Origin of the sequence: Qipengyuania algicida, from assembly GCF_009828025.1 — a bacterium.
GTDB classification, from domain to species: Bacteria; Pseudomonadota; Alphaproteobacteria; order Sphingomonadales; family Sphingomonadaceae; genus Qipengyuania; species Qipengyuania algicida.
In genome coordinates this window covers 214,036-235,865 of sequence record NZ_WTYA01000005.1, presented here as the reverse complement: position 1 = coordinate 235,865, position 21,830 = coordinate 214,036, and the positions used below count along the sequence as shown (strand labels likewise).

Annotated in this window: 19 protein-coding genes and 1 pseudogene; 9 read left to right on the top strand and 11 right to left on the bottom strand. The window is 61.5% G+C overall.

Annotated features, from left to right (window positions below; all coding sequences use genetic code 11):
• Positions 1-8: 8 nt before the first annotated feature.
• The gene (gene gorA / locus GRI58_RS08430; protein WP_160753120.1) at positions 9-1,361 is read right to left on the bottom strand and encodes a glutathione-disulfide reductase; all 1,353 of its coding nucleotides are present in this window, start codon (positions 1,359-1,361) and stop codon (positions 9-11) included.
• A gap of 182 nt (positions 1,362-1,543) precedes the next feature.
• Between gorA and GRI58_RS08425 the strand changes: the two genes are divergently transcribed.
• Positions 1,544-2,644 carry a mechanosensitive ion channel family protein gene (locus GRI58_RS08425; RefSeq protein ID WP_160753119.1) on the top strand — a complete coding sequence of 367 codons (1,101 nt, stop codon included), beginning with the start codon at positions 1,544-1,546 and terminating at the stop codon, positions 2,642-2,644.
• Positions 2,645-2,663: 19 nt separating this feature from the next.
• On the opposite strand, the gene GRI58_RS08420 is transcribed toward GRI58_RS08425, so the two are convergent.
• From GRI58_RS08420 to pgi, 3 genes are all read right to left on the bottom strand, one after another.
• Positions 2,664-4,091: a DEAD/DEAH box helicase gene (locus tag GRI58_RS08420; protein ID WP_160753118.1), complete on the bottom strand. Its 1,428-nt coding sequence runs from the start codon at positions 4,089-4,091 to the stop codon at positions 2,664-2,666.
• A 316-nt stretch (positions 4,092-4,407) separates the two neighbouring features.
• Positions 4,408-5,016, bottom strand: coding sequence for a PEPxxWA-CTERM sorting domain-containing protein (locus tag GRI58_RS08415; protein WP_160753117.1), 609 nt, complete (start codon positions 5,014-5,016; stop codon positions 4,408-4,410).
• A gap of 212 nt (positions 5,017-5,228) precedes the next feature.
• Positions 5,229-6,800, bottom strand: a complete 1,572-nt coding sequence (pgi, locus tag GRI58_RS08410; protein WP_160753116.1) for a glucose-6-phosphate isomerase — start codon at positions 6,798-6,800, stop codon at positions 5,229-5,231.
• Positions 6,801-6,870: 70 nt separating this feature from the next.
• Between pgi and lepB the strand changes: the two genes are divergently transcribed.
• From lepB to era, 3 genes are read left to right on the top strand one after another with little or no spacing between them, the layout of a single operon-like run.
• A complete protein-coding gene (gene lepB / locus GRI58_RS08405) occupies positions 6,871-7,704 on the top strand; it encodes a signal peptidase I (protein ID WP_160753115.1) in 834 nt (277 codons plus the stop codon).
• Positions 7,701-8,384 carry a ribonuclease III gene (gene rnc, locus GRI58_RS08400; protein WP_419957035.1) on the top strand — a complete coding sequence of 228 codons (684 nt, stop codon included), beginning with the start codon at positions 7,701-7,703 and terminating at the stop codon, positions 8,382-8,384. Before lepB ends, rnc begins: the two co-directional genes overlap by 4 nt.
• Positions 8,381-9,286 carry a GTPase Era gene (gene era / locus GRI58_RS08395; protein WP_160753114.1) on the top strand — a complete coding sequence of 302 codons (906 nt, stop codon included), beginning with the start codon at positions 8,381-8,383 and terminating at the stop codon, positions 9,284-9,286. Before rnc ends, era begins: the two co-directional genes overlap by 4 nt.
• A 161-nt stretch (positions 9,287-9,447) precedes the next feature.
• On the opposite strand, the gene GRI58_RS08390 is transcribed toward era, so the two are convergent.
• The 7 genes and pseudogenes from GRI58_RS08390 to plsY all read right to left on the bottom strand — a co-directional run bounded on the left by GRI58_RS08390 (position 9,448) and on the right by plsY (position 16,891).
• Positions 9,448-9,846: a VOC family protein gene (locus GRI58_RS08390; RefSeq protein ID WP_056422467.1), complete on the bottom strand. Its 399-nt coding sequence runs from the start codon at positions 9,844-9,846 to the stop codon at positions 9,448-9,450.
• 184 nt (positions 9,847-10,030) lie between these two features.
• Positions 10,031-10,213, bottom strand: coding sequence for a hypothetical protein (locus GRI58_RS08385; protein WP_160753113.1), 183 nt, complete (start codon positions 10,211-10,213; stop codon positions 10,031-10,033).
• Between the two features lie 36 nt (positions 10,214-10,249).
• Positions 10,250-11,677, bottom strand: a complete 1,428-nt coding sequence (locus GRI58_RS08380; protein WP_160753112.1) for an MFS transporter — start codon at positions 11,675-11,677, stop codon at positions 10,250-10,252.
• 35 nt (positions 11,678-11,712) lie between these two features.
• Positions 11,713-14,262: a type I DNA topoisomerase gene (topA, locus tag GRI58_RS08375; RefSeq protein ID WP_160753111.1), complete on the bottom strand. Its 2,550-nt coding sequence runs from the start codon at positions 14,260-14,262 to the stop codon at positions 11,713-11,715.
• A gap of 118 nt (positions 14,263-14,380) precedes the next feature.
• Positions 14,381-15,085 carry a hypothetical protein gene (locus tag GRI58_RS08370; protein WP_160753110.1) on the bottom strand — a complete coding sequence of 235 codons (705 nt, stop codon included), beginning with the start codon at positions 15,083-15,085 and terminating at the stop codon, positions 14,381-14,383.
• 102 nt (positions 15,086-15,187) lie between these two features.
• Positions 15,188-16,277 (bottom strand): annotated as a pseudogene (dprA, locus tag GRI58_RS08365) (DNA-processing protein DprA).
• Positions 16,274-16,891, bottom strand: coding sequence for a glycerol-3-phosphate 1-O-acyltransferase PlsY (gene plsY / locus GRI58_RS08360; protein WP_160753109.1), 618 nt, complete (start codon positions 16,889-16,891; stop codon positions 16,274-16,276). Before plsY ends, dprA begins: the two are co-directional and overlap by 4 nt.
• 104 nt (positions 16,892-16,995) lie before the next feature.
• Between plsY and murI the strand changes: the two genes are divergently transcribed.
• The 5 genes from murI (at position 16,996) to GRI58_RS08335 (ending at position 21,781) form a co-directional block, all read left to right on the top strand.
• A complete protein-coding gene (gene murI, locus GRI58_RS08355; RefSeq protein WP_337190933.1) occupies positions 16,996-17,790 on the top strand; it encodes a glutamate racemase in 795 nt (264 codons plus the stop codon).
• Positions 17,791-17,910: 120 nt separating this feature from the next.
• Positions 17,911-19,131 carry a 5-aminolevulinate synthase gene (gene hemA / locus GRI58_RS08350; protein WP_160753107.1) on the top strand — a complete coding sequence of 407 codons (1,221 nt, stop codon included), beginning with the start codon at positions 17,911-17,913 and terminating at the stop codon, positions 19,129-19,131.
• 257 nt (positions 19,132-19,388) lie between these two features.
• The gene (locus tag GRI58_RS08345) at positions 19,389-19,949 is read left to right on the top strand and encodes an FxDxF family PEP-CTERM protein (protein ID WP_160753106.1); all 561 of its coding nucleotides are present in this window, start codon (positions 19,389-19,391) and stop codon (positions 19,947-19,949) included.
• Positions 19,950-20,081: 132 nt separating this feature from the next.
• A complete protein-coding gene (locus tag GRI58_RS08340) occupies positions 20,082-20,792 on the top strand; it encodes a nitroreductase (protein WP_160753105.1) in 711 nt (236 codons plus the stop codon).
• 410 nt (positions 20,793-21,202) lie between these two features.
• Positions 21,203-21,781 (top strand): FxDxF family PEP-CTERM protein, encoded by a 579-nt coding sequence (locus GRI58_RS08335; RefSeq protein ID WP_160753104.1) that lies wholly within the window; start codon positions 21,203-21,205, stop codon positions 21,779-21,781.
• The last annotated feature ends 49 nt before the right edge of the window (positions 21,782-21,830 follow it).

The following is a 21,830-nucleotide window of genomic DNA, read 5'->3' as shown; positions in this document are numbered from 1 at the left end:
ATTGCCACCTAGCGCAGCAGTACGAGTTCTTCCGCCATAGTCGGGTGGATCGCGGTCGTTGCGTCGAAATCGGCCTTCGTCAGCCCGGCTTTGACCGCGACCGCTGCCACCTGCATGATCTCCGGAGCATCCGGCCCGATCATGTGAATGCCGAGGATTTTCCCGTTCTCGCCATCGCACACCATCTTGTAGAGCGCGCGCTCGTCACGCCCTGCGAGGACATTCTTCATGGCGCGAAAATCGGAGGTATAGACCGATACCGAGCCGAACTTCTGGCGCGCCTCGGTTTCGGTCAAGCCAACGCCGGCCATCGGCGGATGGCTGAACACCGCTGCCGGGATGCAGCCGTGGTCGACCGCCACAGGATCGCCGCCGCCGAACACGGTATCGGCAAAAGCCTGCCCCTCGCGGATCGCCACCGGGGTCAGCTGAACGCGATCGGTAACATCGCCCACGGCATAGATGTGATCGACATTGGTCTTGCTGAAACGATCGACGACTATCTCGCCCTTCTCGCCCAGTTCCACGCCTGCCTTGTCCAGACCCAGCCCCTTGGTGTTGGGCACACGGCCAGTGGCGAACATCACCAGGTCGACCTCGATCGGTTCGTGGTTCGACATGGAGACGGTGAAGCAGTCCTTGCCGGACTTTTCGATGCTTTGGAATTCGGCGTTGAAGCGAAAATCGATGCCCTTGAGCATGGAGATATGCAGCAACCGCTCGCGCAGGCTCTCATCATAGCTGCGCAACATCTGGTCCGAACGGGTCATGATCGTCACATGGCTGCCGAATTCGTTGAATATCCCGGCAAACTCATTGGCGATGTACCCACCCCCGGCGATCAGGATGCGTTTGGGGAGAGCGTCGAGGTGAAATGCCTCGTTGCTCGTGATGCCCAGCTCATGTCCCTTGCAGGTCGGAACATGCGGATATGCACCGGTGGCGATGAGAATGTGCTTTGCAGTAACCGTCTTACCGCTGGCGAGCTTGATATCGTGGGGTCCGACAATCACGGCGCGTTCATGGAAAATCTCGACATCGTGACTTTCGAGCGTGTCGGTATAGGCCTTGTTGAGCCGGTCGACATCGGCCAGCACCGCATCGCGCAGCTTGGTCCAGTGGAAGGTCTTTTCCCCGATCTCCCAGCCGAAGTTCTGGCAGTCTTCTAGATCCTCGGCGAAATGCGCTCCGTAAACCAGCATCTTCTTGGGCACGCAGCCACGAATGACGCAGGTACCGCCAACACGATGTTCTTCGGCCAGCGCCACCTTCGCTCCGTGGGCCGCAGCCACCCGGCTGGCGCGTACGCCGCCAGAACCGGCACCGATGGTGAACAGGTCGTAGTCGTAGTCGTCGGCCATAGGTGCGCTCCTGGTGAAATCAGATGTCGCATATGGAGGCCACCTGCTGGCTTGCCAACCGAAGCTTCTCGGAACCTTGCTCGCCCCGACCGATTGAATCGGAACAATCAGCGCGCCCGAGATGGCGCCGGATGAGGATGTGCTGGGGCGGCGATAGGTAACGCAAGATCGACGGGAGCCCGATGAGCCAAATCTGGAATGATTTCACCCTGTGGGCGGGTCCACTGGTGCCCGACCTTGCGCGGTTCGTAATCGCGAGCGCGATCGCGGTCGCGCTGGTACTGATCGCCCATTGGCTGATCTTTCGCGGGCTTCACCACCTCGCCAAGCACAGCACGAGCGAATCGGACGATTTGCTGCTCAAGCGATTGACCAGGCCCACGCGGTGGGGACTGGTGGCGCTGACGCTGGTGCTTGTTGCGCGGGAGATACCGCGATTTCAGCCGGCATGGGAGAAGATCGGCGGCTTCGTGCTGCCCGCGCTGGTTGGCTGGATCGCGATTGGCATCCTGCACGCGCTGGTCGATGCGATGTCGCTGCGCGCGGATATTACCGTGGCAGATAATCTGGCCGCGAGGCGGCGGCGCACGCGCCTGTCGATGTTCAACCGCATCGCGACCTTCGTGATCGTGTTCATAGTCGTCGGGCTGATGCTCTTGTCGATCCCCGGTGTGCGGCAGATCGGCGTCACACTGGTGGCTTCTGCCGGCCTGGCCGGACTGGCTGTGGGCGCGGCGGCCCAGCCGGCGCTCAAGTCGATCATCGCAGGCATCCAGATGGCGGTGACAGAGCCTATCCGCATCGACGATGTCGTTATCATCGATGGTGAATGGGGCCGGATCGAGGAGATCCGTACGACCTATGTCGTGGTCAATGTGTGGGACCAGCGGCGACTGGTCGTTCCGACCTCCAAATTCCTCGACGATTCGTTTCAGAACTGGACCAAGACAACCGCCGAATTGCTCGGCACGGTGTTTCTCTATCTCGATCCGTCAACGAAGATCGGCCCCATCCGGGACAAGTTCGCGGCGCTGATTACCGACAACCCCAATTGGGACAAGCGCGTGCAGGTGGTTCAGGTGACCGATACCACCCGCGACGCGATCGAGGTGCGACTGCTGATGAGCGGGCGCGATTCCGGCACGCTGTTCAACCTGCGCTGCGAGATCCGCGAAGGGATGCTGGAATGGCTGGCGGACAATCAGCCCGAAGCGTTTGCCCGCACGCGCATTGCCGCGCCAGATGCGATCACGCTGGAAGACCAGCGATCACGCACTGCCTGACGAGTTCTGGGCCTGACCGTTACTGGCCCTGCCCGCCACGCGACCCGGAAGGACGACGGCGACGCTGACCACCGCCACCACCGCCCGAACGCGAGGAATTTTGTTGGCCATCGCGACGCGGTTTACCCGCACGAGAAGGATGCTTCTTGTGCGGTTTCGAAGCGGAGGATTTTCCCTCTCCGGCGTTGCCACCGCTTTCCTGGTTCGAACGCTGACGCGGTGCTCCTCGCGGAGTAACCTTCGGCCGTGCGAGGCGCGGCTTCTGCTCGCGCTTCGTCGGGCCGACACCTTCGACGACCGCACGGAAATTCTCCGGCAGGTCGAGCCGTTCCAGTTCCGCGCCGGTGGTCTTGCGGATATCCTTCAGATACGCGCGCTCATCCTCGGCGCAGAACGCGATCGCGACGCCGTCTGCACCAGCACGGGCGGTGCGGCCAATGCGGTGAACATACTGCTCAGGCACATTGGGCAGTTCGTAATTGATGACGTGGCTGACGCCGGGAATGTCGATCCCGCGGGCTGCGACGTCGGTTGCGATCAGGATCGGCGTCTTGCCGCGCTTGAACTCGCCGAGCGCGCGTTCGCGCTGCGGCTGGCTCTTGTTGCCGTGGATGGCATTGGCCGCGATTCCACATTGCGACAGCTTTTTCACCACCCGGTCACAGCCATGCTTGGTGCGCGCAAAGATCAGGATCCGCTCGAACTCGCCCGGCACCCGGTGGCGACCCGACAGGATCAGCTCGAGCAGCGATTGCTTTTCGTCCTGTTGGACCATGAACAGATACTGGTCGATCCGCTCGGCGGTAGTGCTTTCCGGCGTGACCGACACTTGCGCGGGATTGCGGCAATACTGGCCGACCAGCTCGCGAATCTGCTTGGGCATGGTGGCGGAGAAGAATAGCGTCTGCCGATCTTTCGGCGCAAGCTGGTGAATACGGCGCAGGGCGTGGATGAAACCGAGATCGAGCATCTGGTCCGCTTCGTCGAGCACGAGAATCTCGATCCCCGTCAATCCGAAAGCTTTCTGGTCGATCAGGTCGAGCAGGCGGCCCGGCGTCGCGACCAGAATATCGGTCCCGCGGTGCAGCTTGTTGCGGTCCTTGTTGACCGATGTTCCGCCCACGATGGACTGAACCTTGAGCCCGGCGAGCGCGCCGTAATCCTTGGCACTCTGGGCGATCTGCCCAGCCAGTTCGCGCGTGGGAGCCAGAATCAGCATACGGCAGGATTTGAACGGGGTCTGCTTCTCCGCGTCGCGCAGCCGATCGATGCTGGGGAGCATGAAGGCGGCGGTTTTGCCGGTGCCCGTCTGGGCGATGCCCAGCAGGTCGCGCCCCTCAAGCACCGGCGGAATCGCCTGCGCCTGAATAGGCGTCGGTTCGCTGTAGCCCTTGAGGTCGAGCGCCTGGAGAACGGGCTGCGACAGCCCGAGTTGGTCGAATGTCATGATATGAATTACTCGCATTGGATGCGGTGCGCAGCCCGTCTGGGCGCGCAGTCGCGGTGGTTGTTGCAACCGCCCGCGTGAACAGGGAAGTCTTGGTAGGGATCAAATAGCGCGCATTTTCCGCAGCCTCAGCTGCTTCACGCTGGAACAGCGCGCGTCAATCGTGGCGGCATGTGGTCGGGTCGGGACACAAAGTCAACCAAATTGCGCGCCCACGCCTTACGGGCGCACCCCCACGAACGCATCGCCGGACAGGCACCAGATACACGAAACCCCCAGGCTCGAAGCCCGGGGGTCTGTGATTTTTTGTTAATGCTTACGCGTAGGTGAGCGCGAGCTTGGTCTTCTTGCTGCGGCGCAGAACGCTGCCGACCGCTCCGAAGCCAAGGATCATCAGAGCCCAGGCAGCCGGTTCGGGAACTGCAGGAGTGCTTGGATCGCCGTAGACATACAGGTTCGAAAGCCCCTGACCGTCAAGGAATGTGAGCGAGCTTGCGCCAGCCGTACCGAAATTGAACGTCCAGAATACGCTGACGTTGCCCTCGGGACCGGCGATATTGCCGAAATGTGCGCCGATGATTGTCGGGCCGTAGAAGTTCGCACCGAAATCAATGGTACGTGCACCGGTCGAACCGTTCGAGAGGCTTCCGAAACCGAACAGGTTCGTGAAGTCTCCATCGAAACTGCCGCCAAGCGCACTGACGGCAGCCTGCTGCGTCAGCACATCGCCAGCGTTATTGCTGAAGACGTTGCCGGCATAAAAACCGGAACAGGCCGTGGCACCGGACACGACGGTGCCATAAGTAGTGGCGCAACCGCCGAGCGACGGCTGTGCCGTCGCCGTCGGGGGACCGCCTGCGAACGCAGGAGCGGCAACGAGCGCCAGCGCTGCTGCGGCAGAAAAAGAAATCGACTTAAGAGCCATGACGAGCCCCCTCAAAAAGTGTGAAAACGGAAAGTTTCAGGTTTTGCAAGGATGACTCTCGCCGCAGGATGTCCGTTTTTCAGCGACCGACTTCTGTTTATGGCCGACTCATATGGAGATTCGCTTAAGCTTGCGAGCGGAAAAATTGTTAATTTGAAAGTCACTTCCCCAATTCGGCACAAACGTCCCATTGCGGGACAAATCGTCTCAATTCATGCAAGGCCGGCGGCATCCAGCAAAGCCTCTGTGCTGGCATCGAAACTTTCGCCGCCCTTTTCGATCTTGCGGGCGATCGCCTTGCCCAGCTCGACACCGAACTGATCGAAAGGGTTGATTCCCATCAGCACCGCATTGGAAAATGTCCGATGCTCGTGGAAAGCGATCAGCGCGCCCAAAGTCGCCGCGTCGATATCGTCGCACAGCATGGTCGCCGATGGCCGGTCGCCGGGATAGGAGCGTGCCGGCTCGCTGCCCTTGTCTCCGGCCATCAACGCAGCGCCCTGAGCGAAGCAGTTCATCAGCAGGATGCGGTGATGCGCCGGGTCGAGCGCATCGCCCGGTGCGATCGAAGCGATGAAATCAATGGGCACCAGATGGCTGCCCTGGTGGAGCAATTGGAACACCGCGTGCTGTGCGTCGGTCCCCACCCCGCCCCAGGTGATCGGCGCGGTCGGCTCGTCCACCGGCTTGCCATCGGCGGTCACCAGCTTGCCGTTCGATTCCATCTCCAGCTGCTGGAGATAGGAAGGCAGCAGCGCCAACCGTTCGTCATAGGCGAAAACGGCACGCGTCTCGCAGCCGCGCACGCGCGCATAATAGCGATCGGCAAACGCGGCACGCAGCGGCAGATTGTCACGTCCATCGGTACTGGCAAAATGCTCGTCCACCGCCTGCGCACCGGCGAGCATGGCGGAAAAATCGTCCCAGCCAACGCCGAGCGCCACCGGGAATCCGATCGAGGACCACAGCGAATACCGTCCGCCCACGCTTTCAGGGAATGGCAGCACACGCGTTTCATCCACGCCCCATTCGACCGCCTTCTCCGGGCTGGCCGTCAATGCCACCACCCGCCCCGACGGATCGGCCACACCGTTGTCGGCGAGCCATTTCAGCGCGCTTTCGGCGTTGGTCATGGTTTCGATGGTGGTGAACGTCTTGGACGCGACCGCGATCAGCGTGGTAGCTGGGTCGCATGCCTCAATAGCGTCTTCCAGCGCCACGCCATCGATGTTCGACACGACATGGACGTCGACCAGTGCCAGATCGCGCGCCAGCGCGTTGATCGCCATCGCCGGCCCGAGCGCGCTGCCCCCGATACCGACATGGATGAGGTGCTTGATTTCGCCCAGCGCACCGCCGTGGATCGCCTCGACCAGCAGCTTCATTCGCTGGTGGAGCGCCGCCGCCTCCTCGACATCGGCGTCAGCACCTGTGCCACGCTGCGCGGTGTGCGTTGCAGAACGCCCTTCGGTGACGTTGACGATGTCGCCAGCCAGCAACGCCTCGCGCTTGCTGGCAAAGCCCCGCGCTTCTGCCAGATCCTCGAAAGCTGACAGCAATGCAGTGTCCAGATGAGTCTTCGACCAGTCGAACAATATCGCGCCAGAGGTGCCGTCATCCGCGCTGCCCCATTCGATGCGCCCCGTCAGCATGGCCACGCGATCGGAACCTGCCGGTTCCCCGGCCCCTTCGCCACCATCGCGCCTTGCGCTGAACAGCTCTCCCAACGTGGGCTTTGCACAAGCTTCGATCCGCTTCCAGGCACTGGCAATGGCATTACTCACGCAAAAATCCTTTCTTGGCTGGCGCCCTGCGGTTAGGAGGCGCGGACATGAATGGAAACCCACAAACCGCATGAGCGATCCACAACCCTTGCAATCGGCGGAGCTTGGCCGAATACCCGGCGAGAAGACCGAGAGCTGGGGCAGCTTCTTCCGTTTTCTCGCTCTTGTGGTGGTGGCCGTGCTCGCCTTCCGCAGCTTCGTCTTTGCCCCTTTCACCATTCCTTCGGAAAGCATGCTGCCGCTGCTCGAAAACGGCGATTATCTCGTCGCGGCGAAGTGGCCCTATGGCTATTCGCGCCATTCGCTGCCGCATGATGCACCGCTGATCCCCGGCCGCATCTTTGCGCATGATCCCAAGCGCGGTGATGTGGTCATCTTCGAACATCCTGTCGATCAGACCGATTATATCAAGCGCGCCATCGGCCTGCCGGGCGATATCATCGCACTGCGCGGCGGCCAGATTATCCTCAACGGGCAGCCACTGCCGCGCAAGCGGATCGGCGATTTCCTGATTCCCGTGTCGCCCAACACCCAATGTGCGTGGGGCGCGAAGGACGAGACACTGCCCGATGGCCAGCAGGTCTGCCGTTACATGCGCTATCGCGAGACCCTGCCCTCGGGCCGCAGTTACGACACGCTCGATTTCGGCTACACGCCACAGGACGATTTCGGCCCGGTGAAGGTGCCCGCGGGACATATCTTCGTGCTGGGCGACAACCGCGACAATTCAGCCGACAGCCGCTTCCCTGCCGCGCCCGGTGGCGGTGTAGGCATGGTGCCAACGAGCCTGCTTGTGGGGCGCGCCAGCAAGGTGCTTTGGTCGACCGACGGTTCGGCGAGCTGGTTCAAACCATGGACATGGTTTTCCGCTGCGCGCTGGTCGCATATCGGTGAAAATCTGTGACCGACCTGTCGGACGCGACGAAGCGATGGCTGAGTGTCACCGGGTTTATCGCGCCTCAAGGGTTGCCGGACGAGACCATGTGGGTTGCCGCGCTGACTCACGGCAGCATGGGCGAAACGGCCAATTACGAGCGTCTCGAATTCCTCGGCGACCGCGTATTGGGTCTCGCTATCGCCGATTGGCTGTTTTCGCACAGCGATGCCGCCGAAGGGCAGCTCTCGCAGCGATTGAACGCCATGGTCAGCCGGGCGATGTGCGCCACAATCGCGCGCGGGATCGGCCTTGCGGATCATATCCGGATTTCGAAACAGGCGCTGTCAGACGGTGGCAGGGACAGCGACAATATCCTCGGCGATGTGATGGAATCGCTGCTCGGTGCCCATTTCCTCGCCAATGGCTTCGCCGCGACGCGCGACCTGATCCGCGAGCTGTGGCGTCCGGCCCTCGAAAGCGGAGCAGGCCTCGCCAAACACCCCAAGAGCGCGTTGCAGGAATGGGCGGCGGGCAACCAACGCAAGCCGCCGGAATATGAAGTGGTCGACCGTTCCGGGCCGGACCACGCCGCGCGGTTCACCGTGCGGGTGCGGGTCCACAAGGTCGGCGAGGCCGAGGCTACCGCCTCAAGCAAACAGGAAGCCGAGAAGGAAGCGGCCAAAGTATTTATGAGCAAATTCGGATGAGCGAAAACACGCAAACACGCTGCGGCCTGGTGGCCGTGATCGGTGCCCCCAATGCGGGCAAATCGACGCTGGTCAATCAGCTGGTGGGGCAAAAGGTCGCGATCACCTCGCCCAAGGCGCAAACCACGCGCGCGCGGATGCTGGGCATCGCACTGGATGGCTCCACCCAGATGATCCTGGTCGACACGCCGGGCATCTTCGCGCCCAAACGCAAGCTCGACCGGGCGATGGTTTCAGCCGCCTGGGAAGGCGCGGAAGCCGCCGATGCGGTGGTGCTGCTGGTCGATCCGGTCAAGCAACGCCGGCACGAGCTGGAACCGCTGCTCGAAGCGCTCGCCCAGCGGCCCGAGCGCAAGCTGCTCGCGCTCAACAAGGTCGATGTCGCCAAGAAGGAACCGCTGCTCGCACTGGCGCAGGAACTGTCGGGCAAGGTCGATTTCTCCGAGATCTTCTTCATCTCCGCGCTGTCCGGCGATGGCGTCCCGGAAATGAAGGCATCGCTCGCCAAGATGATGCCGCAGGCGGAGTGGATGTATCCCGAAGATCAGGTGTCGGACGCCAGCGAGCGCCTGCTCGCCACCGAAATCACCCGCGAACAGCTCTACAACCAGCTGCACGAGGAACTGCCCTATGACAGCGCGGTGCGGCCCGAACTCTACAAGCACCGCCCCGACGGCAGTCTGGAAATCCACCAGCAGATCCTCGTCACCCGCGACAACCAGCGCGCCATCGTGCTGGGCAAAGGCGGCAGCCGGATCAAGGCGATCGGCGAAGCGGCGCGCAAGGAACTGACCGAGCTACTGGGCGTGAAAGTCCACCTGTTCCTGCACGTCAAGGTGGAGGAAAACTGGGCCGAAAGCCGCGAAGTCTGGGACGAGATCGGGCTGGAGTGGGTGCGGTGAGACATTGGACGAGGTTGGACAGACCTAAGGCCAAATGAACGGCAGCTATCGGGATATTTTTTGTAAGTGGTCGAATGGCTGGTCTGTTGGGGTTAGCGGACATTCGCCGGATCGCATAATCGAAGTCCGCTAGTTTTAGAAGCAGACCCGTGCCGGACGGATCAGGCAGGAAAATGAATTCCGCACAGTTTGTTGCCGTCGGGATCACGAAAATATGCCAGTTCGATGGTGCCCATGGAGGCAGTTTCGCGCGGTCCGGGTGGAGCTTCGATCGAGGTTCCGCCAGCGGCAACGGCGGTATCGTGAAGCTGCTTCACCTGTTCGGGCGAGTCGCAGGAAAAGGCGACTGTGCTGCCGTTGGCGACGCTTGCCGGTTCGTCGTTGATCGGCTGGCTGACAATGAAGTTGGTTCCGTTGCCGTTATTGTAGATCAGACGGGTATGGCCGCTGTCGGCGATGTTCCGCGTCCCTTCGCCTGCACCCAAGGTGCCGAGCACCGTGTCGTAGAAGCGCTTGGATCGCTCAATGTCGTTCGATCCGACCATGGTATGAAAAAGCACGCATACTCTCCTGAAGGCTGATCGACTTCCGATCGCCATTAGCAGTCTCACCTAACAGGCACGTAACCCGCAGTCACCCCCGGCCCTCGGATGTCCGAAATGGTGTCGTTTGCCGACAGGCAGGTTTCAGATCAGAATTCTCCAAAGCCGTCACTCCCAGCCCGGCGTGACTCGCGCCACGCCCTTACCGCTTCTTGACGATCTCGATCTTGTTCTTCTTGGCGAAATCCTTGGTCGATTCCTCGCTCCGGCCAATCGCCTTGGCGATTTCCTTCAGGCCCTTGCCCTTGGCCGCCAGCGTGCGCAGCTGGCCTGCCTCATCCGCCTTCCACGGCTGCTTGTGCCGCTCGAAATGCTCCTTCGCCATCGTTAAATTCCTTGATCTTGTAACATGCGGTGGGTCTTAGCCCGGCGCGTCCGCTTTGTGCACCGCCCTGAACCGCACCATGCTGCACAGCGCGGCCAGCACTGCCAGCCCGGCGGACAGTGCCATCGGCAGCGGCCCCATGCCCATACCGCCCGCCAGCAGCATCCCGACCATCACCGCGCCCAGCGTGCGCCCGACCATGCGCGCTGTCGACAGCAGCCCGCCCGCCGCCGCAGAGCGATCCTTGGGTGCGCGGCTGATGATGAGGCGCGAATTGGGCGAAAAGAACAGCCCGAAGCCGAGGGCGGTCAGCCCCAGCCGCCAGCAGATGCCGAAAGGCCCCGGATCGCTTCGCATCAATGCGAGCAAGGTCAGGCCGATGATGGCGATCACCATGCCCGTCACCCCCAGCTTGGTCGCATCGACCCGGTCGGACAGCCAGCCTGCAAAGGGCGATACGAACAGCATCGTCAACGGATAGGGCAACAGCAGCAAGCCGACTTCGCTCGGCTGGTAATGATAGCTCTGCTGGAACACGAAGGGCAGCGTGATCATCAGCGCGGCGCTGGCCATGAAGGCGGCAATCGCGGCGAGCGCGGAGAAACCCAGCACCGGCTGGGCGATCAGATCGACCGGCACCACCGGGTTCTGTCGCCTCCGCTCGCGCAGGACCAGCAGCACGGTGGACACTACCCCCGCCACCACCGCCACATAGCCCGGCCAGCGTACCGCGCCATGCGTGGCCCATTGCAGTCCGCCGATCAGCAGCAACATGGACACAGCGCTCCAGATACCACTGATCCATTCGGGATTGCGCTCGCGGTGCGGCACCGGATCGGGCAGGCTGCGTCCGACCAGCAGCGACAGCGCCGCCATCGGAGCCCCGGCAACGAAAACCCATTGCCAGCTCAGATGCTGGACCAGAAACCCGCCGAGCGTCGGCGCCAGCGCGCCCGAACTCGCCACGATCACACTGTTAATACCAAGGCCACTGCCCAGACTCTTGGCCGGATAGATATCGCGTAGGATCGCCGCCGAGACGCTCAGCGCCATGCCCGCGCCAATCGCCTGTCCGGTGCGCGCCACCAGCAGCCAGCCGAAATCGCCGACGAACAGCGTCAGCGCCGAGGCGACGAGGAAAATCCATTGCCCCGCTTGATAGAGCGTGCGCTGGCCGATCCGGTCACCCATACTGGCAAACGGCAGCAACGCCATGACCAGCACCAGCTGATAGACCGTAACGACATTTGTCGCCGCGCCATCGGTAACTCCCAGCTCGCGAGCTATGGTCGGCAGCGCGACATTGGCGACCGAGCCATCGAGCACGAACAGCGCCGAGCCGAAACTGATCGCAATGATCGCCCACACACGGCGCGGCATGGGCAAGCCATCGGTGTCGTTCGCCCTCACTACTGAGGTTCCGGGCGTATTACCCGGCGAGTCGGCATCGGCATTTCGCAGCATAGGCGCTCAACGCCGCTCCTCTCATTTCGGTCCCGTCAGTCAGCCTTGGCTTTCTTCGCCGCTGGCTTCTTCTTCGCTGGCGCTTTCTTCTTCGCCGGAGCCTTCTTCTTGGCTTTCTTCTTCGCCGGCCCCTTGGCGGCCCGGGCGTCGATCAGTTCGATCGCCTGCGCTTCGGTCACGTCCTCGGGCTTCACATCCTTGGGGATGGTCGCATTGGTGGTGCCGTCGGTGACATAGGGGCCATAGCGGCCCGGCATCACCTTGATCTCACCCCCGCTGGTGGGGTGCGCGCCCAAGGTCTTGATCGGTTCGGCCTTGGCCCGCCCGCGTCCGCCGCGATTGGCCGCTTCGGCGAGGATCGTGACGGCGGCGTTCATGCCCACCTCGAACACGTCCTGCGTGCTGGTGAGCTTCCCGTATTTGCCATCATGGCGAAGATATGGGCCGTAACGCCCTATATTCGCCTCGATTTCCTGACCCGTCTCGGGATGGGTACCGACAATGCGCGGCAGGCTGAGCAGCTTCAACGCCCATTCCAGATCGAAGTCGTCGAGATCCTTGGGGATGCTGGCGCGCTTGGCCTCCTTGCCCTCGCCCAGTTGCACGTAAGGCCCGAAGCGACCCGTCTTGCGCTCGACCGGCAGGCCGGTTTCCGGGTCTTCGCCCAGCACGGTGTTTTCCTCGACCTCGCCATCCGCGCCCGGCTGGGCAAAGCGGCGGGTGTATTTGCATTCCGGGTAGTTCGCGCAGGCGACGAAAGCGCCATAACGACCCCCGCGCAGCGCCAGGCGACCGCCCTCACGCCCCTGCTCGGCACACATTGGGCACCAGCGCGGATCGTGGCCATCGGCGCGCTCGGGGAAGAGGAAGTCGGAGAGGAAATCGTCGAGCGCCTCGGTCACTTCCGAAGGCTTCTTCTCCATCACCTCTTCGGTCTTGGGTTTGAAGTCGCGCCAGAACTGTTCGAGCAGTTTCTTCCAGTCCTCGCGCCCGTCGGACACGACGTCGAGCTCGTCCTCCATCCCGGCGGTGAAATCATAGGCGACGTAGCGGTCGAAGAACCGTTCGAGGAAGGCGGTCAAAAGGCGCCCGCTTTCCTCCGCGAAGAAGCGGTTCTTTTCCATACGGACATAGGCGCGGTCGCGCAGCGTCTGAATGGTGGAGGCGTAGGTTGACGGGCGCCCGATGCCCAGCTCCTCCAGCCGCTTGACGAGCGATGCTTCGGAAAAGCGCGGCGGCGGCTGGGTGAAATGCTGGTTGGCATCGACTCCGCGCCGTGCAGGCGCATCGCCCTTGCGCATCAGCGGCAGCAGGCCGTCCTCGTCATCCTCGCTATCGTCGAAACCTTCCTGATAGACCGCCAGGAAGCCGGGGAATTTCACCACCTGTCCGGTGGCGCGCAATTCGTGCCGCCCGGTCGGGTCGCGCAGGGTGACGCTGGTGCGTTCGAGCTGTGCGGTCGCCATCTGGCTCGCCATCGCGCGCTTGAAGATGAGGTCGTAGAGCTTGCCTTCATCGCCTGAACCGGCGCGGTCCTTGCCAAAATCGGTCGGGCGGATCGCCTCATGCGCTTCCTGCGCGTTCTTCGCCTTGGTCGCATAGAAGCGCGGCTTGTCAGGAACGTAATCGGCGGAATAGCGCGCGGCAATCGCATCGCGCGCGGCATTGATCGCGCCCGGGTCCATCTGCACGCCGTCGGTCCGCATATAGGTGATCGCGCCCGCCTCGTAGAGCGATTGCGCACAGCGCATCGTGTGGCTGGCGGAAAAGCCCAGCTTGCGCGCGGCCTCCTGTTGCAGGGTCGAGGTGGTGAACGGCGGGGCCGGGTTGCGCTTGACCGGCTTGGTCTCGACGTCCTCGACGGTGAAACGGCCCTGCTCCACCGTAGCCTTGGCGGCCATGGCGCTGCTCTCGTCGCCGAGGGTGAGCTTGTCGAGCTTCTTGCCGTCGTACTTGACCAGCCGCGCGTCGAAATCGGTGCCGTCGTGCGACAGATGGGCGATGACCGACCAGTATTCGTCCGCGCGGAAGGCTTCGATCTCACGCTCGCGGTCGACGATCAGCCGCAGCGCCACCGATTGCACGCGGCCCGCGCTCTTTGCACCGGGCAAGCGCCGCCACAGCACCGGCGAGAGGGTGAAGCCGTAGAGATAGTCGAGCGCGCGGCGGGCGAGATAGGCATCGATCAGCGGCTGGTCGAGCTCGCGCGGGGATTTCATCGCCTCGGTCACCGCCTGCTTGGTGATGGCGTTGAAAGTGACGCGCTCGACGTCCTTGGGCAGCGCCTTGCGCTTGCCCAGCAGTTCGCGCACGTGCCACGAAATCGCCTCCCCCTCGCGGTCGGGGTCGGTCGCGAGGATCAGGCGGTTGGCCTTCTTGGCGCTGTCGGCGATTTCCTTGAAACGGCTCTGCTTGTCGCGATAGAGTTCCCAGTCCATCGCGAAATCCTCGTCCGGGCGCACGCTGCCATCCTTGGGCGGCAGGTCGCGGACATGGCCGTAGCTGGCGAGAACCTTGAAGTCCTTACCGAGATATTTCTCGATTGTCTTCGCCTTGGCCGGCGATTCTACGATGACGAGTTGCATTGTGTGTAAAAGTCTTCCCTACGCGTATGTGTACGCGCGAGGATGAGGGCGGGCTGCGAAAGTCGTCAAGGCAGTTTGATTAAGCAAGAGTCAGAATGCCACCAGCAACCTAATTTTCTCATTGCAGCTTCAGGTATGGCTTACCAGTGGCCTCAGACGGACAAACCACGATGGACCCGGATGGTAAGATAAAATCCATACTCCAAGGATAATACGTTCCACCATAGACAATTCTAAGCAAATTTGAAGATTTCTGCATAATTGCATTGGCGCAGAAATAACCGTCTATTTCCATGATGTTAGAATTATTTCTAATACCTAACGTCTTTTGTCGTGCGACCATAAATTCCCAGTCTTTTCGCGTGATCTGAATGTCTACCGGGAATTGGGCTGGTTTTATAGTCCAACTGACACTTTTTGATAGTTGAGTATGACTAGCACTGACTATGGGAATCAAAGCCTTGAAAGTTTGCGTTTTATCGGCTGGGAATTGCACCATTCCTTCGGCAAAATCGAATAAACTAGCTATAAAAGTCATAATTATTATGAAACTCAAAAATGCTCCAGCAATCGAAAACCCAATACTATTCGCGTAGGGCCATGAATCGGTAGAATTAAATAATACAATTATTCCAAAAATTGAAATAAATCCAGATAATAAACCAAATATAACAAAAAATTCATCAGCATGTGGCGTGAGGAGGGTTGTATTTTCAAACCATCCAAGCACTGAAGAAAGCAGCAGTAATGATGCGCAAGCGCCAACCCACAATTTACCTGGTCTTTCAAAGCTATATTGCTGACCAGATTGATTTGATGCCATCAGCGATAGAGCTTATCGTAAAATTCAATCGAAGCAATCGCTTTGGGACGATGTAAGCCGTGATTTGCAACTGACGAAGCATCGGCTTTCATGTAGTTGTCCTTAAACCAAACTCACCCGCCCCCCAGCATGCCGCTCCAGCCGCCCTGCGATCTCCAGCTCCAACAGCGCCAGTTGCAGCGAAGCCGCGCTGTCGCCCGACTGGCGGATCAGTTCGTCGACGCCCACCGGGGCGCTGGTGAGCAGGCTGGCGAGGTCGGCGGGCTCGGCCTCGGCCAAATCTTCCGGGGCATAGTCGAAGCCACTCGCCACCTCGCGGACCGTCGAAACCGCTCAGCAGTTCCACCACATCCTTCGGCGTCTGCACCAGCATCGCGCCTTCGCGGATGAGGTGGTTGCACCCGTGGCTGCGCGCGTCGAGCGGGCTGCCGGGGATCGCCATGACCTCGCGCCCTGCCTCGCCCGCCAGCCGTGCGGTGATGAGGCTGCCGGACTTCGGAGCGGCCTCGACCACCAGCGTTCCTGCCGCGAGCCCGGCGATAATGCGGTTGCGGCTAGGAAAATGGCTTCCGCGCGGTTCGGTGCCAGGGGGCTGTTCGGCCAGCAGCAGCCCCTCGCCCGCGATCCGGTCCTGCAAAGCGGCATGTTGCGGGGGATATGCGATGTCGATCCCGCTCGCGATCACGCCGATGGTCGCGGGCAGAGCGCCCTCATGCGCCGCCCCGTCGATCCAGCGCGCAAGGCCCGACACCACCGTAAACCCCGCCCCGGCGAGCGCGCTGGCAAATTCGCGCGCCAGCTTCAACGCCGCCGCGCTGGCGTTGCGCGCGCCGACCATCGCGACGCAGGGCTTTGCCGCCAGCGCCAGATCGCCCCGCCAAGTCAGGATCGGCGGCGCACCGTCGATTTCGGCGAGTAGCGCGGGATAATCGGGCTGGTCGTGGAACAGATATTTCGCGCCCGCCCGGCGGACGTCCTCCACTTCGCGCTCGATCTGCGCGACAGGTGCAGCGCGGTATTCGCTCCCGCCGCGCTTGCCGAGGTCGGGCAGAGCCTCCAGCGCCGCGACAGCCGTCCCGAAGCGCGCCAACAGCTGGGCATAGCTGATCGGGCCGATGCGCGGCGAACGCAGCAGCCGAATGCGCGCAAACGCCTCCTGCTGCGACAGCGCTGGCGCGGACCCGTGCACTATTTCTTCGATCCGACTTTCGGTTCGGTCCCATCGGCAAGACGTTTCAGATTGGCGCGGTGGAGCCACAGCACCAGCACTGCGATCAGCGCCAGCACCGGGACATAGGCGACATAGCCGAGCAAGGCGGCGGCTATCGCGGCGGCGCAGACCGCGCTCATCCCGGCGAGCGAGCTGATCCGCGACAGGCCGAGCACCGCCAGCCACACCAGTGCATAGGCCAGCCCCAGCGGCCAGCCGAGCCCGAAGCTGACCCCGGCATTGGTGGCCACGCCCTTGCCCCCCTTGAAGCCCAGCCAGACGGGAAAACAGTGCCCCAGCACCGCGGCCAGCGCGCCCACCGGAACAGGCCCCCACGCGGCTTGGGGCAAAATGTCAGGATGCACGAACAGCCAGCGCACCAGTAGTACCGCAAACAACCCCTTGAGCAGATCGAGCAACAGCGTCGCGGCGGCAAGTTTCTTGTTGCCGGTGCGCAGCACATTGGTCGCGCCGATATTGCCGCTCCCGATACTGCGCACATCGCCGAGCCCCGCCGCGCGGGTCAAAAGCAGACCGAAAGGAATCGAACCGAGCAGATAGCCCACTGCGGCAGCCAGAAGTGTGTGCACAATCATTCGCGACCCCCTATCGTGGCATGACAAATTTGTCGAAACCGCAAGCCTGCCATATCGGTCAGCGTAAGGCCGGCAAAGCCAATGTGAAAGGCACTATCTCCATAGTGGACGCAAGCGCTCCCATACTGTTGTTCGATTCGGGTGTCGGCGGTCTGACCGTGCTCGACGAGCTGCGTAAGGCCCTGCCGCAAGCGCCGGTGATCTATGCCGCGGACATCGCAGGCCTGCCCTATGGCACGAAGAGCGAGGCGGAGGTTGCCGCGCGCGTTTGCGGCCTGCTGGGTCGGATGGCCGAACGCTGGCAACCGCGCCTGATCTGCATCGCCTGCAACACCGCCAGCACGATAGCACTCGCCATGGTGCGCGACGTTCTAGAAACGCCGATCGTCGGCACCGTCCCGGCGATCAAGCCTGCCGCCGCGATGACGAGGAGCGGCGTCATCGGCCTACTCGGCACGCAAGCCACCGTTCGACAGGGCTATGTCGACCGACTCGAGAATGAGTTTGCTTCGGGCAGGCACCTGCTGCGCCATGGTGCCAACGGGCTGGTCGCACTCGCCGAAGACAAGCTGCGCGGGCAGCAGATCGATCCCGTCGCGGTCGAGCAGGAACTCGAAGGACTTCTCGCCCAGCCTCATGCCGAGGCGATCGATACGCTGGTTCTTGCCTGCACTCACTTCCCGCTGCTCGCCGACGAAATCCGCGCAGTGATGGGCAATGACGTGGCGCTGGTCGATGGATCGGCGGGAATTGCACGGCGGATCGCTGTCTTGACCGAAGGACAGGCTTTCGCGCGGCACGAAGCCGATCGCGCGATCACCACCGGATCGCTGGACGACTGGGAGCGCCTGCGCCCCGCGCTTGGCGCGCGCGATCTCACAAGCCTCGAACGCTTCTGAGTTTACTTGCGAATCGCTCGCAAAGATCGCTGTGGCGAAATTGATCCTGAGACACTACATGGCTTGCCACCCTGCCGGGATGGGGAACCGGCGCTGTGGCTATGTGAGGCGCTTCAGCCAATGAATTACAATCAGATTTTCGACCAGGCTATCGACCGCTTGCACGCGGAAGGTCGCTATCGCGTGTTCATCGATATCCTGCGCAACAAAGGTGCATTCCCCAACGCGCGCTGCTTTGCCGGACACAATGGCCCCAAGCCGGTGACGGTCTGGTGTTCGAACGATTACCTCGCGATGGGACAACACCCCAAGGTGATCGAAGCGATGGAAGAGGCGCTGCATGATGTCGGCGCAGGCTCCGGCGGCACGCGCAATATCGGCGGCAACACGCATTACCACGTCGATCTCGAAGCGGAGCTTGCCGATCTCCACGGCAAGGAAGGCGCGCTGCTCTTCACCAGCGGCTACGTCTCGAACGAGGCGACGCTGGCCACGCTGGCCAAGCTTCTGCCCGGTTGCGTGATCTTTTCCGACGAACTCAATCACGCCAGCATGATCGCGGGCATCCGCAATTCGGGCTGCGAGAAGCGCGTCTTCCGGCACAACGATCTCGAGCACCTCGAAACACTGCTCGCTGCCGAGGAAGAAGCGACTCCCAAGGTGATCGCGTTCGAGAGCGTCTATTCGATGGACGGCGATGTCGCACCGATCCACGCGATCTGCGACCTGGCCGAGAAATACAATGCGCTGACCTATATCGACGAGGTCCATGCGGTCGGGATGTACGGCGCGCGCGGCGGCGGTATTTCGGAGCGCGACGAGGCCGCGCACCGGATCGACATCATCGAAGGGACGCTGGGCAAGGCGTTTGGCGTTATGGGAGGCTATATCGCCGCCGATACGCGGATCATCGACTGCATCCGCTCCTACGCGCCCGGTTTCATCTTCACCACCTCGCTCAGCCCGGTCCTTGTCGCGGGCGTGCTGGCATCGGTCCGCCACCTGAAATCCTCCAGCGAGGAGCGCGACGCGCAACAGGCAGCAGCCGCTACGCTCAAGGCGATCCTCACCGAAAAGGGCATTCCGGTGATGGACACCACCACCCACATCGTGCCGGTGATGGTAGGAGATCCGGTGCGTGCGAAGAAGATCAGCGATATCCTACTCGCCGAATACGGGATTTACGTCCAGCCGATAAACTTTCCCACAGTTCCGCGCGGCACCGAAAGGCTGCGCTTTACGCCTGGCCCCGCGCATGACGAGGCAATGATGCACGAACTCGCCGATGCCCTCGTGGAGATCTGGGACCGGCTCGATCTGGCGCTTTTGCGCGCTGCATGAGCCCTGTCGGCGCATGGTTTTGCGCCCAGCATTTGGTGATTAAGGTTTCCGCCAATCCAAAGTTAATGAAACGCGCTTAGCTGTGTATCACTATGACACAGTCGTTTCATTTCAGGAACTTTTGCCACTTAGATGTCTTTCCGAATCATTAAGAAGCGTTTAGGTCGAAGCTAACGGACGAGCAGTTGGGCTCCTTTCTGTGTAGGTTCGTGAATTCGCAATAGGTCGCCTGTGGCAATCAATTGAGGGAAACTAACATGTTCAAGAATCTCACTCTGGCCGCTATCGTCGCAGCTGGCTTGGCCGCTACGGCACCAGCGCAAGCAGCTGACTTTGTCGGCAACATCAACTTTACTTCTGGCGACTGTGCTAAAACCTGCACCGGCGGCATTTTCGCACCCGCGAATATGGGCGCTTTCGATGACTACTTTACCCTGACCTTCCCGAACAACGGCACTGTCGCATCTCAGGTTGGCGAAATCAGCATCGCTGGCAACGTCGATTTCACGAGCGCATGGCTGGTTGGCCCAGGCGCTGGCCCGGACAGCACCGTCTACAATTTCACGATTAATAACGGCAATCCCTCGCAGGCATTTCTGCTGCCCACCGGTGGTGCACTCGCAGGCAGCTACGAACTGCACGTGCAAGGCACCAGCGGATCGGACGGCAACGGTTACACTGCGTCCGTTACCCTGAGCGCCGTTCCGGAACCCGCCACCTGGGCCCTGATGATCCTCGGCTTCGGTGCGATCGGCTTCTCGATGCGTCGCCGCAGCGCCAAGGCGGGTACCACCCGCGCAACGCTGAAGTTCGCCTGAACTTCGATCTCCTTCGGAGCTTAAAGGGGGTTTTCGAGCCCCTTTTTTGCGTCTGCACTCTATGACCGCATTGACCCTGGTCTGGTCATCCGCCAGTTCCAAACTCGTGATATGCGAGAGAGGCACGACCTAATGGAAGACGTCACAAGCCCCGAATCCCAACTCCGTTCCTATGACGAGGTGGTTCTGGGCCGTCGCTCCATCCGCGGCTTTTCCGATCGTCCAGTGCCCCGTGCGCTGATCGAGGAAGTCATCGCGCTCGCGACCCGGGCGCCCTCATCCTACAACAATCAGTGCTGGAACTTCACCGTAGTTGCGGGTGACGCGCTTGCCGCCATCCGCAAAGGCAACACCGAGGGCATCCTCGCCGGCAAGCCCGACAGCCGAGAGTTCCGTCGACACGACACGCAGCCTCCGTCCCATCGTGAACGCCAGATCGCTGTCGCCAAGCAATTGTTCGGCGCCATGGGGATCGCACGGGAGGACAAGGACGGGCGGCAAGACTGGGTTCTGCGTGGATTTCGCCAGTTCGACGCGCCGGTTTCGATCGTGGTGACTTATGACCGGGAATTGCTGGGTAGCGACATCGCGCCGTTCGATTGCGGCGCGGTAACCAACGCACTGGTCAATGCGGCCTGGTCGCGCGGCCTCGGCTGCGTCATCAACAGCCAGGGCATAATGCAAAGCCCTGTCGTGCGTGAACATGCGCAGATCCCGGACGATCAGGTCATCATGATATGCGTGGCAATGGGCTGGCCGGACGAAGACTTTCCGGCCAATGCGGTCGTCAGCGACCGCCGAAAGATCGACGATGTCGCGCGCTTCGTGGGGTTTGCGGATTGAACGAAGCCTGCGGCTTTACCGCCCTGCCATTCACGCTGAAATTTAAAGCGAAAATCGATCAAATCAAAATCGCCCCTCGCACCGACGGCGCATAGCACCCCGTAGCGACTGCCGACCCAGCCGTGCCACTACGACAAAAATGTCCCACTGTGGAACGCATTGCGTATGTGTAATTATTTCCGGAACCTAACCATTCGTTAAGCATATTTGCTTCGGGACATGCGGTGGCGTTCCCAAGAACAGAACATTTCACCCAGCATTTAGGTACTCTCATTGCGTCCATGGGCGTGTTGGGACTGCTTTGATGCAGATTGGTCGCAAGTATTTGGCCCTGCGGAGGACTTCTGGGCCGGGTACGGAAATGCGGTCGGTCGCACCGAAAATCCGTATATTTCAGAAAGGCCTATTTCATGATCAAACACGCGCTTTTTGTAGCGGGGGCAGCTGCTGCTGTGTCGCTGGCAGCACCTGCCAGTGCGGCACTGACGCTGATCCCGTCACCGACGACCTGCACCACCGCAGATTCGGTCTGCAACTGGATTGTTGCTGGCAGCACCAGTGCCGGATCGTTTTCTGACTCGGCCACCTTCACCCTTCCGCAGACAGGAACCACTGGCAGTTCGATCACCAATTCCGCGACCACCAATATGATGACCGGCGCAATCAGCGGCGACATCGACTTTTCGCGGATTTTCCTGACCGATACGAGCGGTACTGAGTACGACTTCTCGCTCACCCCTACTGGCTTGGTCGAGACCGGCAATATCCTGCTCAACACCATGATGGGAACTTACACCCTCACGGTTCAGGGCAGCGCGAATACGGCGGCGACCTATGGCGGCAATATCACATATACTGCCCCCACGGCTGCCGTTCCCGAACCGGCGACTTGGGCTCTGCTGATCCTGGGCTTCGGCGCCGTCGGCTTTGCCATGCGCAAGCGCGGGGCAAAGGTTGTGCGTAATCGCGCCCAACTGACCTTCGCCTGATCAGATCGTTTCGCTTAAAATCGTCGGCCGGGAGCTCTTGCAGCATCCG